The 17,337-nt window shown below is 35.1% G+C and carries 16 protein-coding genes; all 16 read right to left on the bottom strand.

From position 1 onward, the window contains the following. Positions 1-7: 7 nt before the first annotated feature. Positions 8-1,186 carry a glycosyltransferase family 4 protein gene (locus PQO01_RS18285; protein ID WP_274316153.1) on the bottom strand — a complete coding sequence of 393 codons (1,179 nt, stop codon included), beginning with the start codon at positions 1,184-1,186 and terminating at the stop codon, positions 8-10. 2 nt (positions 1,187-1,188) lie between these two features. Next, positions 1,189-2,121 (bottom strand): glycosyltransferase family 2 protein, encoded by a 933-nt coding sequence (locus tag PQO01_RS18280; RefSeq protein ID WP_274315636.1) that lies wholly within the window; start codon positions 2,119-2,121, stop codon positions 1,189-1,191. Positions 2,122-2,145: 24 nt separating this feature from the next. Next, positions 2,146-3,066, bottom strand: a complete 921-nt coding sequence (locus tag PQO01_RS18275) for a hypothetical protein (protein ID WP_274315635.1) — start codon at positions 3,064-3,066, stop codon at positions 2,146-2,148. 12 nt (positions 3,067-3,078) lie between these two features. Beyond that, positions 3,079-3,603 carry a hypothetical protein gene (locus PQO01_RS18270; protein ID WP_274315634.1) on the bottom strand — a complete coding sequence of 175 codons (525 nt, stop codon included), beginning with the start codon at positions 3,601-3,603 and terminating at the stop codon, positions 3,079-3,081. A gap of 395 nt (positions 3,604-3,998) precedes the next feature. Beyond that, positions 3,999-5,057: an acyltransferase family protein gene (locus PQO01_RS18265; RefSeq protein WP_274315633.1), complete on the bottom strand. Its 1,059-nt coding sequence runs from the start codon at positions 5,055-5,057 to the stop codon at positions 3,999-4,001. After that, entirely contained in the window at positions 5,051-6,190 is a 1,140-nt protein-coding gene (locus tag PQO01_RS18260; RefSeq protein ID WP_274315631.1) for a glycosyltransferase, read from the bottom strand. Before PQO01_RS18260 ends, PQO01_RS18265 begins: the two co-directional genes overlap by 7 nt. Beyond that, complete coding sequence (locus tag PQO01_RS18255; protein ID WP_274315630.1) at positions 6,187-7,080, bottom strand: hypothetical protein; 894 nt, start codon at positions 7,078-7,080, stop codon at positions 6,187-6,189. The genes PQO01_RS18260 and PQO01_RS18255 overlap by 4 nt, the downstream gene beginning before the upstream one ends. Before the next feature lie 222 nt (positions 7,081-7,302). After that, on the bottom strand, positions 7,303-8,109 hold the full coding sequence (locus PQO01_RS18250; protein ID WP_274315628.1) for a polysaccharide pyruvyl transferase family protein: 807 nt from the start codon (positions 8,107-8,109) through the stop codon (positions 7,303-7,305). 18 nt (positions 8,110-8,127) lie between these two features. Continuing rightward, complete coding sequence (locus tag PQO01_RS18245) at positions 8,128-9,048, bottom strand: glycosyltransferase family A protein (RefSeq protein ID WP_274315627.1); 921 nt, start codon at positions 9,046-9,048, stop codon at positions 8,128-8,130. A 3-nt stretch (positions 9,049-9,051) separates the two neighbouring features. Then, positions 9,052-10,536, bottom strand: a complete 1,485-nt coding sequence (locus PQO01_RS18240; protein ID WP_274315626.1) for an O-antigen translocase — start codon at positions 10,534-10,536, stop codon at positions 9,052-9,054. A 13-nt stretch (positions 10,537-10,549) separates the two neighbouring features. Further along, positions 10,550-11,443 (bottom strand): sulfotransferase domain-containing protein, encoded by an 894-nt coding sequence (locus PQO01_RS18235; protein ID WP_274315625.1) that lies wholly within the window; start codon positions 11,441-11,443, stop codon positions 10,550-10,552. Beyond that, complete coding sequence (locus tag PQO01_RS18230) at positions 11,412-12,518, bottom strand: DegT/DnrJ/EryC1/StrS family aminotransferase (RefSeq protein ID WP_274315624.1); 1,107 nt, start codon at positions 12,516-12,518, stop codon at positions 11,412-11,414. Before PQO01_RS18230 ends, PQO01_RS18235 begins: the two co-directional genes overlap by 32 nt. Next, complete coding sequence (locus PQO01_RS18225; protein WP_274315622.1) at positions 12,515-13,039, bottom strand: GNAT family N-acetyltransferase; 525 nt, start codon at positions 13,037-13,039, stop codon at positions 12,515-12,517. The genes PQO01_RS18230 and PQO01_RS18225 overlap by 4 nt, the downstream gene beginning before the upstream one ends. A 1-nt stretch (position 13,040) precedes the next feature. After that, positions 13,041-13,883 (bottom strand): WxcM-like domain-containing protein, encoded by an 843-nt coding sequence (locus PQO01_RS18220; protein ID WP_420792923.1) that lies wholly within the window; start codon positions 13,881-13,883, stop codon positions 13,041-13,043. Between the two features lie 70 nt (positions 13,884-13,953). Then, complete coding sequence (gene rfbA / locus PQO01_RS18215; protein WP_274315621.1) at positions 13,954-14,829, bottom strand: glucose-1-phosphate thymidylyltransferase RfbA; 876 nt, start codon at positions 14,827-14,829, stop codon at positions 13,954-13,956. 1,137 nt (positions 14,830-15,966) lie between these two features. Further along, positions 15,967-17,166, bottom strand: coding sequence for a dTDP-glucose 4,6-dehydratase (gene rfbB / locus PQO01_RS18210; protein WP_274315619.1), 1,200 nt, complete (start codon positions 17,164-17,166; stop codon positions 15,967-15,969). Between the last annotated feature and the right edge of the window lie 171 nt (positions 17,167-17,337).

Here is a 17,337-nt window from a genome sequence, read left to right as displayed (position 1 = left end):
TATGTGTCTAGAGGTTTTTATAAAATTCACAAACTTTATTTATGTTATAGTTTTGCGCTTTAAATAAAGTGTTACTTTGTAAGTGTTTTAACATTGACCGATCTTTGTTTAAAGTAATGAGTGCACTTTGTATAGCTTCAGAACTGGAACTTTTAATGATTAAACCATCTGTCCCATGCTTAACAACACTACCACATTTATCGGTTGCGATTACAGGAAGTCCATGAGCTAAAGCCTCGATTTGTGTTATGGCAAAACCATCGGAGAGTGTGGGTAAAATGAAGAGGTCATGAGATGAGTATAATGCTTCAGTTGTATGGCGTTCAACCTTCCCAAGAAATTTTATATTTGTTGGGGATTGTTTGACTATCTCAGCGTTTATAAGTACGGGGCCAGCAATAGTAAACTCTATTTCTGGTAAGCTTCTTGCAGCTTCTAGTAGATATTGAATACCTTTTCGTAATATCACTGAACCAAGCCACAAAACTTTTAGTTTTTGTATCGTTTTTATTGGAGGTTTTCTATTTTTAAAATTTTGAGAAGCTTCATATGCAAGAGGAATGATTTTGATTTTTTCTTTTTCAACACCTTGCTTTATGAGTGCGTCTTGTGACCATCTAGAATTAACAACAATGACATCAGCGATTTTCCATTCTTTTTTTCTTCTATCATTATAAAATTTGGGTACAATTTCGCACTTTTCTTCCCACCCAGGCCATTTTTTTCTTTCCTGATAGATTAGTTCTTGTTCAACTATCCCGGGATCCATTTGTCCTAAGACAGTTTTTAGCCCTTGTGATTTACAATAGGAAGCGGCTTCTAAAAAACCAGTATCGTAGCCAAAAAAGTGACTAATATGAGAAAGGTCACGTTTTTTAAATTTCCTTTGTAAATTTAGCGAAAATTTTTCACCTCGATCTTGGAAATATTGGTATTGATTCAAATATTTCTTCTGGTATAACTTCCAGGTTAATGAGTTCAAATTTGTTTTGTAAACTTTTGTATCAGCTAAGTCATCATGGTATCGGTTACCTAAAGCCTTAAATGGCTTTGGCATAAAATTTGTTACTGACCAAAAATTTGAACACCAGAAATCAGTATATAGAGAATCTAATTGCCCATTTTTATGGAGCATTCTAGGTATGGCATAATGCTCTCTAGCTTCTATCTGCGAACAAATCCACATCTTCACTTAACACATCTCTGCCAAAAGATAGATGCTATGGGCTTGGGTAATTTAATTAATAGATTGAGTAATATTCTTTGAAACCAATTTAATTGTTTGTAAGTTGAAATGATTCTTGATACATCGTTATAGTTTTTCGAGTCATTAATCTTATATTCTAATGCATGTAAACATAAACGTTTTGCTAAGGACCATTCTAATGTGGCATTATTCAAACCGTATTTTTTCGCATGTGCTCTTATACTTTCACAAGCTAAAATTACACTCTGGATATAATCAGCTCTGAATTTTGAGGTGCCAACACGTTCTCCGTCGTGTTGCCGCCAGTAAGCAAGCACTTCATTTATAAAAAATGACGATCGAGCATGTATTTTAACTCGAGCCTGATACTCCCAGTCTTGTGAGCCTGTGAGAGCTTCATTCCATAAACCTACTTTCTCAATTAACTCTCGAGTATATACTGCACCCATAGTTTGCCAATGATATCCACTCAACTCTTTCGAGTTTTGGTTATATCGTGCACCCACCACTTGCGAACTTAGAGGAGTTAAGTCAGAGGACGTTTTTATAACTTGGCTGTAAACAAAGTCAACTTTGTTTTTTTCAAAAGCATTTTTGAATTTCTGTAGAGCATCGTTTTTTAAGACGTCATCAGAATCCATAAACATTAAATGTGTACCTGAGCATGCTTTAATCCCACGATTACGAGCTACTTGTGCGCCATTATTTTTATCAGATTTCAAAATAACTAAACTTATTTGTTTTTTTTGAAAAACATTTTTTTGAGATTCACAAAAGTCTAAGGTCGAATCCTGAGAGTTATCATCTACTAAGATAACTTCATAGGCGTGAAAGTTCTGTTTCATAATCGAATCAAAACATTCTTTCAAATATTGTGCACGATTGAATGTAGGTATAATTATACTTATCTTCATATTGATTAACTTATTTGAAAAGCATTAATTATTGCTTCGATGTTTATGAAGTAGTATAAAATATAATTTTTTTAGAAGGTAAATAGAAGTGTACCTAATATAGTTTGTATAAGACGTTAGTAATTTGACAATACTATTGAGTTCACCGACATGCTTTTTAAGAATTAATTCACACCTAAGGTAATGATGATTATATGTATTAGATCGTATGAAGTGGCAAATTGCTGGCTGAACGTGAATGCCATTTTTAATGAATGAACAGTTTCCATCGATAGGGCTTATAGAAAAGTCTTTGATATTATTAGTAGTCTGCATGAAAAAGCCTTTATCATCATAAAGTTTATTTATCCCAAGTTGAGCTAAACTAAGACTGAAAATAGTTTCTTCGTTAGGGCCAGCAGCATCAAAGTTTTTAACACCGTAAGATTTATAATTAACAAGAAATTCTTTAGCGATTTTAAATACCTTTTTACTTAAAGTTGATTTTTTCTTGAAATAGTACAATCCGCCATTGAATTTGGGGAGAGTGTTACTGTTTAATTTAGAGAGTGTCATCTCTAAATTATCAATATAATCATCCGATTGATTTTTAGTTAAATAGGTAGAGCAGACTGGTGAAAAATCAAATCCTCTAATATTTTCAAGTTGTTCTGAAAAATCCTTACATACAATACAATCAGAATCTAGAAAAAGTGTTTCTTCATAAGGGGTATATTCATCAATAAATATTTTTTGAACAACTCCAATACCATAGCTTGAGTTGATAGCTATTTTATTGTCGAAGTATTTATCATCTATTTCTTCTCGGTCAGTAATGAGAGAGATAGGTAGTGATGGCATGTTTACCTTTATTGATATAGCAAGATTTAAAGCTTGTTTATAATATTTTTCTTTGCCACATGCGATGGTAATTATGCCAATATGTGGATTTGTTTTTGTAGACATGTGAATTCAGTTTTAATTTATTTGTAATAATTCCGCTAAGGGAGTTTCAAAATGATTTACAAGCTCTTTTAATTGCTTGTCGTTTTCATTTTCTAAAATGTTACTATTCATTAGAGATGATACCTCTGTAGAAACTTCTTCGATTGGAATGAAGTCATAAGCTGTTTTTCGAGTTTTTATTCCTGCATATAGTGCTGCAAACTTAAGCCATATATCATCCGCCCTTGGGCATAGCTTTAAAATGAGTTCTAGATTAATAAAATCTTCAGAGAAAATTTCACGAGGAATATAAACGCCGCCACAACCTGTAGGGAATAAGTCCTTTGCAGAGGAGTTTGAACCAGTTAAATTTTGTTCCCAACTATTATAGGGTAAAAGTTTATTGTTTTTAAGAATCATACGATGGCAACGGTGGGCAATTACTTCATTGACGGGAGATTCTTTTATAGGGTCGATCAAATTTGCAAACCAAGTTCGGGGGTAAAAGGTATCATCATCACATATGACAAATGATTGATGATCTGTTTCTTTAATCATTGGGTACCATTTTTTATGAGGTCCCAAATTTTCCACATATTGAAATATAACTCCGTAGGGTTTAAATAACTTTGCAAAATCACTAAAGTTGTTCCGGTCTTCGTGGCTAATCCATACATAAATATTTTTTGGTATTATACTTTGATGTAAAATTGAAAGTAGAGTTAAAGGAAGACTATTTACACGTGGAGCCCATGAAGTTAGTGACACAGGGATGCCGCTTACTTGTCGATTAGCTGGGAGTTTTAATTTTTGATTGTATAGCTTGTTTAAGTCCGCCTTAATTTTTTTAGCAAAATGTTGACTCAGTTTATTTTTGAGTCGACCTCGATTAATAAGGTGTTTTTTTAAGTATTGACCTCGAAAAAAATCTAACTGTCGATACACAGATATCATTAGCGCGTTTCTTTAATTTTCTTTGACCATTTTAACGACGGTATTTCTACATATTTGTAGAATAGATAAGCAACAGCAATTGAAAAAACTATAGTCAGAGGGGGAATGAAGTTAATAATCATATTAAATTGTGGAAGTGTATTTTTAATGAATCTAGCAGCAGGTTCCATTAATGCCGTTAAGGCTTGGTGGGTAACATACCACGAAAAAGATATTGAACCTAGAAATAATATGAATCTGTTGAAATTATGTATTTTTGGAGACCACTGTAATATGAGTAACGCGGCGAACATACTGCTTATTAATAGACTATGTAATGGTGCGACAAAGTTAACATCAACTGATTTACTTAAAATTAGGTAAAAAAGGCCACTCAAAAAAATACTTATAATATTGTATTGCTTACTTTTTTGATGAATAAATAAGATGAATACGACTAAACCTAAACTAAAAAAACCTGAGTACTTTAAAATTTGTAAACTAGGAATTATTCCTGAAAATAAAACTAGAATGGAAAAACAGTTAACTAAAAGAAGTTTACTAGCTAAATTAGTTTTAAGTGCTGTAATCAAAGGAAATAGTAGACCGATTAATACATAGAATTGAAATTCTATTGCAAGAGTCCAGTAGACCCCCTGAATCCATTCATAGTTACTGAATGGGATAAGGTAACCTAAATGAAGAAGTATTTGTGAAGTGTCGGGAGACCAAGGAGGCGCGTTTGTTGCCAAGCGCGTTATAAGCATCACAATGATACAGTTAAACACAATAGACGCAATATAAGTGGGTTCTATCCTAATGAGTCGACGGTAAAAAAACGTTTTAAAATCTTTTATTTGATAATCAGCTTTGTATAAAGAATAAGGCAAGACAAAGCCTGAAATTAGAAAAAAAACCACAACCCCGTAAATACCCAGGTGGTCTAGCCACCCAAAATAGTAATTGAACCTTTCAAATTCGCTTTTACCTACAGCGTGCTCTAGAACTACGATTAATGCAGCTAAACCACGTAAATAGTGGATAGAGTTTAAAAAAGGTAGTTTGTCTTTTGTTAACAAATTAAGTCCTCGTAGAGTTTTAAATATTTTTTGTTAATCGTTTTTGAAGAATATTTATTAAGGTGATTTTTGATTTGATATTCATTGGTGAACTTAAGTGGCCAACTTTTTTTAATAGCGTGTACTAGCGATTCGGGTGAATTAGTTTGACTAATCAGGCCAGTTACATTTTCAAGAATAGTTTCTGGAACGCCTCCATTTCTATAGCTTACTACTGGAGTGCCACAATATTGTGCTTCAACCGATGTCAAACCAAAAGATTCTGACAAAGATGTAATAACAAGAGTGTTTATTTGATTATAAAAATTACATAAATCTTCTTTATCTTGTGGACCCAAAAAGCTTAAGTTCGGATGCGAATATTTGAGCTTTGATTCTTCTGTAACATTTCCAGCAACAAGAGCTTTTACATCTTGATGATTATTAAGATCTAGAAATGCCAGATAAAAGTCATCAAAGTTTTTGTTTTTATCTTCTATTGAATAAGCGACAAAGCCTATTGTTTTGAGCTTAAAATCTACATTCAAAGGGTAAAATTCTTTGTCGTTTACACTTGGTTCTATAATTGATATGTTACATAGTTGCGCAGTAATTTTAGATCTTTTTATCGCAGTATATGTAGCGTGGCTATTGGCAATGATGTGTGGTTTAAATTTCTGTAATAACGATTGTCTGAATTTGTATCCACTACTGGCTAAAAACTTAAAACCTTTTTTTAGAATAGGGCAAGATTCACATGCATTTGATAAGTTTGGGCAGTATTGTTCAAGTACACAACCTCCAGTAAAACCGTCAATGACATGGGCATGTAAAATAACTTTAGCATTTAGCTTATTCCCGAGTTTTAAGCCTATTTCCCATAATTGAGGTTTGTGAATATGTAAAATCAATTTTTCATTGCCACGCAGTTCATATTTTAATGATGTTAATTGTGGGATACGAAAAGGAAAATTTGGAAGACTAATTGAACGATTAAGTTTATTGATGACACGATTTTTTAATACGTCTATTTTTGTCTTAGGATTGATCCATGCTCCAGAACACCCACTTATCTCTTGATTTAAAGAATGGATCACAGAGTTAATCCCCCCTTCCGATTCTTCCTTGCCAAGTGTAAGATGTATTATTTTCACTTGATTGTTTTAGATTTTATGAGGTGCTTTAATTCACATCGATCACTATTTGATATGATGGGCGTAGTTATTAAATAAGAGAGTGGTTTTAAGAGTTTTTGAGTTTTATGACTCCAAACAATTTTATTTCGTATATACGAAATGATTCTCAGTATAACCGGGGATGAGAATTTAGTATTAAGATTATTTAAGAACAAAATAATTTGGCTAATATGATTAGGCAGGCGTGGATTTGCAGTTTTTGTAGATGAATTAGTAGATTGTGAACCAATCGCTTGGTGAAAATCATTCACCAATGAATTATTACCTACTGACTCATCAAAGTTTAAAGTTACTATTGTACTAAAATATTTCGTTGATTCCCATTTTCTTACTTGGTTACTTAGAGATAAGAAATAATCTAAATTTTCAAGATAGTATTCTTTAAAAGTTTTTTTGTAGCCGTATTTAATTGTTTGTATATATGTACTTGGTATTTGACTAGATAACTCACGTTCATAATAGATGATTTTAATTTTATAGCTTTTAAATAAGCTTAAAAAGCCTTCGATTTGTTCGTTGTTTAAATACCAAAATGATTCGCAGCTTAATAAAATTTTATTATGTTCAGTTTTTTCAATTTCTTTTACAAGAGTGGATATAATGTCATCCGGTTTTGGTGTAATTAAAAAACCCATCAGTGCAAGCCATATAGTATAGTGCTGATTTGTCGCTACTTTTTCAATCCGATATAGACCTTCATGATTAATCCATTCTATTTTCTGGGTGAAATTGATTCGCCCGGTTTCAGGATATAAAAAATCTAATTCTTTGTTGGAATAAAAGATGCTATCCTGTATTGAAGTCGATCCAGTTTTAGGCGGGCCAATATGAATATAAATAGTTTTCATTTGTAAATAAAGAGGATCATTTTATTAAATTTTCATTGTATCAATGAAATATATAACCATACAGTAATTATATATTAAAATCTTTAATTCTCGATGAATGTAGGATTCAAACATAGCTTTAAATTGCTTTTGAATGAAGGCGAGGGAGGGAATGGTTTTAGCCATTTTTCATGAGTTTCTTCATTGTATTTGTACTTTGAATTTAGGTGTATATGTCTTTTGTTATGACTTAGCAAAAGGACAGCTTTGTATTAGTCTCTTTAAATCAATATTTATCTTATAGTTCAATTCTGAATCTTGCGGATAATATGCTACGTAGTTGTCTACTAAGTTAATTGGTTTAACTACGGGTCTAGAGGTGCTTAAAAAATAATCAGAAAATTTGAATCCATTTCCAGTCACCTTATTAGAAAATTCTACCCATGCATTCGGTATTTTAAAAGTGTCAGCACAAATCAAACCATGTAGTGAGCTAGAAATAATACTATCACATTCTCTTAAAGTTGATAAAAAATCCCAGATTGGCAGTGATACATCAATGACTTTACATGCCGAATCTCCCTTGTACTTTTCGATTAATGGATGCCTTTTATCCGCGTAGTGAGGGATGATTCCAAGTTTATATTTTTTCTTAGGTGGATCTGGGGCAAACTTTGCAAGTAATAAAGCCGGGTCCCCATATATTTCTGGTACATCAGAATAACCTAATTCAATTAATCGTTTGCGTGTTAATGGACCTCGAACGGCGTGTACTTTTTGAGGACGAGATATGTATTTAGCGCAGGAGGAAATAAAGCCACTACCCCAAACCTCAGTTCTATTATCTGCATGAGATAATATACTCCCAATAGCCATGAACTTATTAGATTGTTCCCCAGAAGCATAACGGCACTTTTTGCCAGAAATTAATTCACACAATATTGGGTTGAGGTCGTCTCCCCAGTTTCCTACAGATGATTTACTCCAAAAAAGATGTAGTTGATTTTTATAGACGACTTTTTTAGCCATACGTTTAAGGTGATTTTTCATGTGAACAATTATTTGCTTTTAAGACGTTAAAAATGTCTTTTTTAAAATTGATAATTTTTCTCTTACTGAGAAATAAGTACATAATAATAATTTAAAACTAAATTTTATTTTGTTTTCTCGTATATTACTAAAAATTAAGTGTCGCTGAAGCTTTCTATTAAAATAATTTTCTAACTTCCTTTTTGTTGTATAGTCAATAAGCTTGACCTCATAAGCGTACTGTATATCAGTTTGATATTGCGCATGTATTTTATAGATAGAAAGTTGCTTAATATTCTTGGGAGAGGAAAGACTCTCAGGATGTATACGGTAAGAAATGATTTTTTCTTGACTATGAATACAAGAACCTAAAAGTAAACACCTCAATAATAGCGTCGAATCTTCCGTTGGGCAATCATCATTTAACGGAGGGAATTGTGTGATACTGGATCTTTTTATAATTCGCGTAGCTCCATGCAAATGGAATTCAGTACTCGAAATATAATCTTTCAACTCAATAGTTTTAATATTTGTTGATGTAGGAAGTGTTTCTAATTTTTCATTTTTTGTGCCAATGTTTTCAGCTTCAAATGCTAGTAATGTAGTATTAGGGTTACTTTTAAGAATTTCCCAGCTTCTGCCAGCACGTGAATTAAAGGCTATGTCATCACCTGCCGCAAGAATTAAATATTTACCTTTGGCTAAGTCGTAAATTACTTTATTGATATGTGGTGTTAAACCTAGATTCTTATCATTGCGATTTATTATAACTTCATGAGGGCCATTATATTTTTTTATTTGATCTGAAATAATTCTGAACGTATCATCAGTGGAAGAATCATCAGATATGATAATTTCAAGATTATCATAATCTTGATTTAATGCTCCTTGTACGGCTTCTTTAACATATTCTTCTTGGTTATATGTTAATATTGCAAAAGTAATTAATGGTTTACTCATATTCTAAGATATTTTAAGTTTTGAACATAAAATACTAACTTTATGCTCTGCTCCTAAAAGGTTACAAAGTCGTTTTAGGCAGAATATCGTTATTAAAAGTGAAATTATAGTTCCAGATATACTAGCAATTATATTTATGATAAAAGTATGTAGTAAAACTAATGATAAGCAAGATATAGATAAAGATAAGATAAGTTTTTTTAGTTTTAATGACCAAGAATAAGTGATGAGTTTTTTTACATGAAATTTAATTACAAAGAAGTGAATTAAATAAAGTAAGGCAAAAGAAATTGCTGTCGCTATTAAGCCTACAGAGGGAAGCAGATTTAAAAGCATAATTAAGTGAATAATGTGAATATAAGTTTGTAAACAAGTAAATAGTTTACTTTTTCCTTTAGCCAACACAGTAATTCCCATTGGCCAAATAATGACTCTCCCCAAACACCCGAGAAGAAACCATTGTAGAAGACTTGCGGCTTCAGCAAATTGAGAGGTATAGAAAATCTTAATTAAAAGAGGTGCTAAAGAAATTCCAAACATAATGAAAGGAGTGGCAAGTAAAAGGCCGATTTCTGTTTGCTGATCAACTAATTCGCACATGCGAGAGTGGTCCTCATTAACTTCAGTCAAGCGAGGGTAATAATCAGCTCCCATAGCACTAAGAATGAAGTTCACTATGTAACCAGACAGTGCAAATGCAGCAGAATAGATACCGACAGCTTCTAAGCCTAATTCACGAGTAATTATTAATCTAATAATATAGGCACTTACAGCGGCTAATAGGCCACTCCACATCATGGCAAGACCCATTTTTAGCATGGGTTTAGCAATGGTGAAAGTTTCACGCCAAGTGAGTTTTATTTCTCTTATGGATATTTTTTTAGAAAAATAATAAGATAAAAGTAAAGAAATAAAAGCCATGATAATGAGAGTGGGCAAGATACCATCAATACCCATGAAATAATAAAAGGCAACAGCAATAATGGACCCAACGAAAGTCCCCAAAATATTGAGGATGGCGAGGTCTTTAATCCGCCTAAATCCTTGTACTATCACCATTCGACCAGCTTGGATATTACCAAAGAAAATAACTAGAGATAGTGCGATAATAGACAAAGTGTAATCATGCGTATTAAAACTCCATTGGCTTAAAGGATAAGCAAGAGCTACCATTAATAAAGCCCCAAAGAAACCACTAAGCCAACAGGTTTTTTTTAAGGCGGCTACGACTCGAGCTATATGTTCTTGGTCACCCTTACCATTAGCCTCTGCTACATCGCGTACTGCACTGCCATTTAAACCCAAGCCAGAGAGCGTTTTTGCAACACCTAATATTGCTTGAAAGTTTGCTAAAATACCATAGCCTGCAGGTCCAATTAAAACCGAGACAAACTTCACTCGAATCATGGCGATGAGCATATTTATCCCTTGAGCACCTCCAATGATGGATGTGCTTTTTAGAATTTGGGAATAAGTTTTGTTAGACATTGTGATTAAAAATCTAACTAAAATCTTTCCATTCTTTAAAACTCAAGCCAGTAAGGTTTTTGAGTTCATTTACATCATTTAAATAGATATTCTTTACTTCTATTCGTCCTTGTTTTGATAAGCTAAATTGTAACTTTTTATCAGTGGACTCACAGTTTGATAAGGCAACTTTTTTAAACTTTTGTAAAGGGGATTTTAAAGAATATGGGACATATTCGGTAAATGGGATACGACATTTTTGTATAAATGATTTTAGTTTAGGTCGGGTAACAACTTTCGATATATTGTGTTTCTGTGTAAAGTCAAGATCTATTCTTTCTACATTTAAAAAATCAAAACATTGGTTAAGTGTTTTTAGTGATTCATCTTTTAGTTGTTCTGTAGTAATGATATATATATTTTGGGAGTCAAAATAAGTATAAAAGCTTTTTAGCCATTTGTAATAATAACCCCATTGTACATATGACCTATAACCCATCGGACTGTCTGGTACTCCGGCAATAGGAATTTTGTTTTTATCATCATTAATAGCGTCCCAGAAAGTCTTAGGTTCATGACCGCCACCGTGTTTCCAATTATAATGAGATACAAGGCGGTCAATTGGATTTCTAAGAACGAAGATAAACTTCGCTTCAGGGCAGTGAGTTAATACGTTTTCTTTAAAGCTATCAAAGATCATATAACCGGTAGAAGATTCGCCACGAAACTTATTGTCATTAAATAAATTTAAATAATCTTCTGATAAATTTTCTAACAAACCAGTATTTGACAAATAATGAGGCTCTTTTATAGCTGACATTGATATGTCTGGATGCTGATTGAGGTATTCATGAAGACTGCTAGTCCCACTTTTTCCAGCTCCGGGTATAAATAAATTAGGAGTATTCATTGATTTTTTTTGATACATATAAAATTTCTTCTTTTGTGTGAACGGGGCTAATGGGTAAACTTAAACAATTTGTATGAATATATTCAGTAATTGGCAAGTCCAAATTTGATAGCTCTCTATAAGCATTTTGCTTATGTGGCGGGATCGGATAATGAATAGCAGTAGCAACACCTTGTTCATTTAGATAGTCAGCTAGTTTATCACGTTGTGGATGAAGGATAACGAAGAGGTGCCAGCAGGGCGCTCCAAAGTCTGGTACAGTTGGAAGAGTTATGTCTGGATTTGTAATATTCTCTAAATAAAGTTGAGCAAGTTCTTGACGTTTTTCAGTATCTTCCTGTAAGTGTTTAAGTTTGACACTCATCATGGCGCATTGCAGCTCGTCAATACGGTTATTATAACCTTTCTCTTTATTGTGGTATTTAATTTCTGAGCCGTAGTTCCTCAAGAGCTTTATCATATCAGCTAGTTCAGAACAATTTGTAGTTACCGCACCGGCTTCTCCAATAGCACCAAGGTTTTTCCCTGGGTAGAAACTAAAGGCGGATGCATCGGAAAGGTTTCCAGCTCTCTTCCATTTGTAAGTTGCTGCATGGGCTTGCGCGGAGTCTTCCATAGTCAATAAATTATGTTCTTTTGCAATGACATTTAGGGAGTCCATGTCAGCACACTGACCGTAAAGGTGAACGGCCATAATAACTTTAGTTTTTGAAGTAATTGCCTTTTTTACTGCATTTGGATCAATATTGTAGGTTTTTGAGTCGGGCTCAACTAAAACAGGATTTAATCCAACCTGTGAAATCGCAAGAATCGAAGCTATGTAAGTGTTGGCTGGGACAATGACTTCATCATCTTCAGAAATTTTTCCTAATCGCTTCCAAGATTCTAAAATGAGAACTAAGGCCTCAAGACCGGAACTCACTCCAATACAGTGATCTGTTCCGCAAAACCCGGCAAATTCCTCTTCAAAATTGCTAACTTCTGGACCTAGTACGTACCAGCCTGAGTTAATGACTCTACGAGCAGCCTCTGTCATTTCATCTGCGTAAGTATCGTTGACAGCTTTGTAATCTAAAAAAGGTATTTGCTTCATAATAGTTTATTAAATTTTTGTCGAACTTTATTTACAGCTTGAGCAGAAATTTCATAAAAGAAATATTCTTCGTTTTCTCCAGTACGGTGGGCTCCCCATTTCTCATGAAATGATATGACATTTTTATTGGCTTTCATTACTTCAAAATGACTTTTTTGAAAAGATAGATTGTTAAAACCAAACTGATAAACAAGTAAAGCACTTTCAATCGCAGATGTAGGAGATTTCTTATTGTTTAATATCCAACTACCCCAACTAAAAGAGTTTTCCAAAAAGTCATATAGTCTGACTGAACCTATCAATTCATTCCTATTGTTTTCTATGATAAAATAAAATTCTTTTTTTAGCGCTTCTCGAATTTTATAATTTTTTATCCATTCAATTTGTCTATTTAAGTTATCATCCACCTCAGATAGATAACGGTTTAGTGAATCATTTAACCTTAACTCTAGTATAAATTGAGCATCAGACTCCACGATCAACCTTAATTTCACATTCTTTGATGTTAGCTGAATATTCATATTATTTATTTAATTTGTATTGGATGTATTCATCATAGTCGCGGATATAATCACTTTCATCATATTCATGTGAGGCTAATACGAGTAAAATAGCATCTTGACTATATTTATATTGAATTCCCCAAACGCCTGCCTCTAGGAGTAAACCAAGATGAGGTTTGTTGAGAGTTATCTCTTCTTGTACCTTCCCGTCGTCTGTGATAACAGATACAGAACCCTTAAGACAAATAAGCATTTGGTGACATGCCTTGTGAGCGTGAGCACCACGAACTTTACTGGATGGGACATCAAAAATATAAAATATCCTCTTTGGAACAAAAGGTAGTTCTTTATTTAACTCCCCGACACATAGATGCCCTCTTAAATCAGGGATGTTTGTTAGATTAATAATTTGCGTTCCAGTTGTAGATAGTTTTTGATGTTTGGCAATTAACTCACTATGAACTTCATGTGTTTTTGTTCCAACATAGCCAATAATACGAGCAGGGACTCCTTCAACTATTGCATTTGGAGGGACATCATTAGTTACAACAGAACCTGCACCAATCATTGCTTTTTTACCAATCGTAATGCCTGGTAAGATAGTTGCACTAGCGCCAACCGTTGCTCCTTCTTTAATAATAGTTTTTAAGTATTCATTTTTGTATTCTTTGGAGCGAGGATATAGGTCATTAGTAAAGGTCACATTGGGACCGATAAAGACATTGTCTTCAACTGTAATGCCGTCCCAAATTTTAGTTCCATTCTTTATAGTTACATTATCACCAATGATTACCTCATTCTCTATGAAGCAGTGAGAACAAATATTGCAGTTGTCACCGATATTTGCATCAGGTAGAATCACACAGTATTGCCACACATTGGTGCTAGCACCAATGTGTGTACTTTGGACATCTGAATTTTCGTGGATTATATCATTTCTCCAGCAAATCTTTTAGGTATTCGCCGTAAGTGGTTTTTATAAACTTTTGTGAAATAGCTTCGATTTCAGTTTCGTTTAGCCACTTGTTATAGAAGGCAATTTCTTCGAGGCAGGCAACTTTTTGTCCTTGGCGTTTCTCAATGGTTTGCACGTAGTGACCAGCCTCAATGAGGGAGTCATGTGTTCCCGTGTCGAGCCAAGCAAAGCCACGACCGAGTTTTTGCACATTGAGGCGCTTTTGCTCCAGGTAAGTCTGGTTGACGGAAGTGATTTCCAATTCGCCACGATGAGAGGGTTTGATGTTTTTAGCTATTTCGACGACGTCATTATCATAAAAATAGAGTCCTGTCAAGGCCCAGTTGGATTTTGGGTGAGGAGGTTTTTCTTCCAAGTTGATAGCGACATCATTTTCGTCTAGTTCGACCACCCCAAAGGAGCGAGCATCCTTAACTTTGTAGCCAAAGACGCTGGCAAGGGCATTTTTTTCAGCATCTCGTCTCGCTTCCTGCAGAAGTGGAGTGAAGCCCTGGCCATAGAAAATATTATCTCCCAGAACGAGTGCTACGGAATCATTGCCAATGAAATCTTCGCCTATAATAAAAGCTTGAGCGAGGCCATCGGGCGAGGGCTGAACTTTATACTCTAAATTAATCCCAAAGCGTGAGCCATCTCCGAGTAAGCGTTGAAAAGAGGCTTGGTCTTCAGGAGTAGTGATAATCAAAATATCGCGAATTCCAGCCAACATAAGTACGCTGAGGGGATAATAAATCATCGGCTTATCGTAAACAGGTAAGAGTTGCTTAGAAGTGCCCATGGTGATGGGATGCAGTCGGGTGCCGGATCCGCCGGCGAGAACAATGCCTTTCATAGAATTAATTGGTGATTTGAAGATTTGGTTAATCGTTTATTTGAGAATGCTCTGAGTTGAGGCGCTAGGCGCTGAGAATACGGCCTTCGGCCTAAGTTAACGCGCTTCGCGCTGAGTTGAGAAGAGCAATTTTTAATTGTGAATGTTGAATTTTGAATTTTGAATTGAGGGTCAAAAGCAGAGGAAGAGCAATTTTTAATGGTTGCCAACTGCCGACTGACTACTTACCTTTTTCGCTGTGCTCACTGATAGATGGGGGTTGATTCTGTTTTATCTGTTGAATCTGTGGTGTGTTTTTGGTTCACGCAAAGTCGCAAAGTCGCGGAGGGTGGTTTAAGAAAATTGTCAGCCAGCAGAAGTCAGTTTTTTCAGTGTCTTTCGGAGTCTTCCGTGGTTTATTCTGTTTTATCTGTGGTTTAATAATGTTTTCTCTACATCTTACTTAAATTTAAAATTAAGCATTGATAATTCATCATTCTTTTGCGAAGCAAAAGCTAGGCAGGCTCCGCATCAAAAGTTTTGGCAACTTCTGATTTGTTTTTTGACTTAATCGGAAGACAGTAGCTTTGTTTTGAGGATGTGGTAAGTTAGTTTAGTTAAGAAAGTGTTAAAGGTTAGCTAGTTAATTGTTTAATCGTAGATTTGGTGAACCGAAGAACCGAATTACGCGTTTGTTGGATAGCTTGTTAAGTGAAGTTTTGAGACAGGTTATTTAATATTTTGGTGAAATCCTCGAATTATTTCTGATGTCGAGCAAGTTGAGTTTTTCTAAGATTATTTAGTTGCTTGGAGATATGAGAGAGTTGTCAGCCAGCAGAAGTCAGTTTTTTCAGTGTCTTTCGGAGTCTTCCGTGGTTTAATCTGTTTTATCAGTTGGATCTGTGGTGTGATTTTGGTTCACGCAAAGTCGCAAAGTCGCGGAGGGTGGTTTAAGAAAGTTGTCAGTTGTCAGCCAGCAGAAGTCAGTTTTTTCAGTGTCTTTCGGAGTCTTCCGTGGTTTAATCTGTTTTATTAGTTGGATCTGTGGTTTATCCCTTCAAATCACCAAATCACCAAATCACCAAATCACCGAATCACCGAATCACCAAATCACCAAATCACCAAATCACCAAATCACCAAATCACCAAATCACCAAATTATCCCTGCCCCAATCTCTCCATTTGATAAGATCCATCGAGGACATTCTTACACCAAGAATCCTTGTTATCTAAATACCACTGCACCGTTTTTTTGATACCTGATTCAAAAGTTTCTTCAGGAGTCCAATTCAAATCGGTTTGGATTTTGGAGGCATCAATAGCGTAACGTAAGTCATGACCTGGGCGATCGGCTACGAAAGTTATTAAGTCGGAATAAGAATTAAGTTGACAGTCATTAGTTGGCAGTTGGCAGTTGGCAGTCAGTTGTTCCTCAGGAGGGGAAGTTTGATGGTTATTAGTGGATAGTTGAGGATTTGAGGAGATCGGGACGAGGTGGTCGAGGATGGAGCAGATCGTATGAACCACTTCGATGTTCTGCTTTTCATTATGTCCACCAATATTATAAGTCTCACCATTTTTGCCCTCGGTAGCTACTTTAACGAGAGCACGGGCATGATCATCGACATAGAGCCAATCACGAACCTGCTTGCCATCGCCATAAACGGGAAGGGCTTTGCCGGCTAAAGCATTGAGGATAATGAGGGGGATAAGTTTTTCGGGAAAATGGTAGGGACCATAATTATTGGAGCAATTGGTGATCACCACAGGTAGTCCATAGGTGCGATTCCAGGCGCGTACTAAATGATCACTCGAAGCTTTTGAAGCTGAGTAAGGAGAGCTCGGTGCATAGGGGGTGTCTTCACGGAAGAGATCTTCGGGACCTTCTAAATCGCCGTAGACTTCATCCGTTGAAATGTGGTGGAAGCGGAAGGTCGCTGTGCTCAAATTTTGAATTTTGAATTTTGAATTTTGAATTTCATTAAGTTCACTTTCATGAGGTAAAGTTGAACAGTAGGCGCGGGCGGCTTCGAGTAGGGTATAAGTACCAATGATATTGGTTTGCATGAATTCGCCGGGACCATCAATAGAGCGATCGACATGGGATTCAGCGGCCAAATGCATAATGATATGGGGTTGAAAGTCTTTGAGAGCTTGATCAATAGCTTTGCGATCACAGATGTCGGCTTGCAGGAATTGATAGCGTTCATTTTTGGCAATGGATTCTAAGGATTCTAGATTGCCCGCGTAAGTTAGTTTATCAATGTTGAGGACTTGATGATCAGTATTGTTGATGAGGTGGCGGATAACGGCTGAGCCAATGAATCCGGCACCGCCAGTGATAAGTATTTTTTTCATGTGTAGTTGATAGTTAGGGCGCTGGGCGCCAATTTTTAATGATGAATGTTGAATTTTTAATTGAGGGTCAAAAGATTTTAACCACGAATTATTCTAGAAGAAAGATCGTTCGCAAGCAAACTAAAAGAAGAAAGATCGTTCGCGGTGCTCACTGGTAGATAGGAGTTGAAT

Origin of the sequence: Lentisphaera marina (assembly GCF_028745505.1) — a bacterium.
In the GTDB taxonomy this organism is placed as follows: domain Bacteria; phylum Verrucomicrobiota; class Lentisphaeria; order Lentisphaerales; family Lentisphaeraceae; genus Lentisphaera; species Lentisphaera marina.
Note: the sequence above shows the minus strand (reverse complement) of the source record. Positions and strands in the feature narration are given on the sequence as shown.

What these genes read in the sequence shown, in the direction of transcription:
- PQO01_RS18285 (WP_274316153.1), bottom strand. Translation starts at nt 1,186, where the DNA reads ATGTGGATTTGTTCGCAGATAGAAGCTAGAGAGCATTATGCCATACCT.
- PQO01_RS18280 (WP_274315636.1), bottom strand. Translation starts at nt 2,121, where the DNA reads ATGAAGATAAGTATAATTATACCTACATTCAATCGTGCACAATATTTG.
- PQO01_RS18275 (WP_274315635.1), bottom strand. Translation starts at nt 3,066, where the DNA reads ATGTCTACAAAAACAAATCCACATATTGGCATAATTACCATCGCATGT.
- PQO01_RS18270 (WP_274315634.1), bottom strand. Translation starts at nt 3,603, where the DNA reads ATGATTAAAGAAACAGATCATCAATCATTTGTCATATGTGATGATGAT.
- PQO01_RS18255 (WP_274315630.1), bottom strand. Translation starts at nt 7,080, where the DNA reads ATGAAAACTATTTATATTCATATTGGCCCGCCTAAAACTGGATCGACT.
- PQO01_RS18250 (WP_274315628.1), bottom strand. Translation starts at nt 8,109, where the DNA reads ATGAAAAATCACCTTAAACGTATGGCTAAAAAAGTCGTCTATAAAAAT.
- PQO01_RS18245 (WP_274315627.1), bottom strand. Translation starts at nt 9,048, where the DNA reads ATGAGTAAACCATTAATTACTTTTGCAATATTAACATATAACCAAGAA.
- PQO01_RS18240 (WP_274315626.1), bottom strand. Translation starts at nt 10,536, where the DNA reads ATGTCTAACAAAACTTATTCCCAAATTCTAAAAAGCACATCCATCATT.
- PQO01_RS18235 (WP_274315625.1), bottom strand. Translation starts at nt 11,443, where the DNA reads ATGTATCAAAAAAAATCAATGAATACTCCTAATTTATTTATACCCGGA.
- PQO01_RS18230 (WP_274315624.1), bottom strand. Translation starts at nt 12,518, where the DNA reads ATGAAGCAAATACCTTTTTTAGATTACAAAGCTGTCAACGATACTTAC.
- PQO01_RS18225 (WP_274315622.1), bottom strand. Translation starts at nt 13,039, where the DNA reads ATGAATATTCAGCTAACATCAAAGAATGTGAAATTAAGGTTGATCGTG.
- rfbA (WP_274315621.1), bottom strand. Translation starts at nt 14,829, where the DNA reads ATGAAAGGCATTGTTCTCGCCGGCGGATCCGGCACCCGACTGCATCCC.
- rfbB (WP_274315619.1), bottom strand. Translation starts at nt 17,166, where the DNA reads ATGAAAAAAATACTTATCACTGGCGGTGCCGGATTCATTGGCTCAGCC.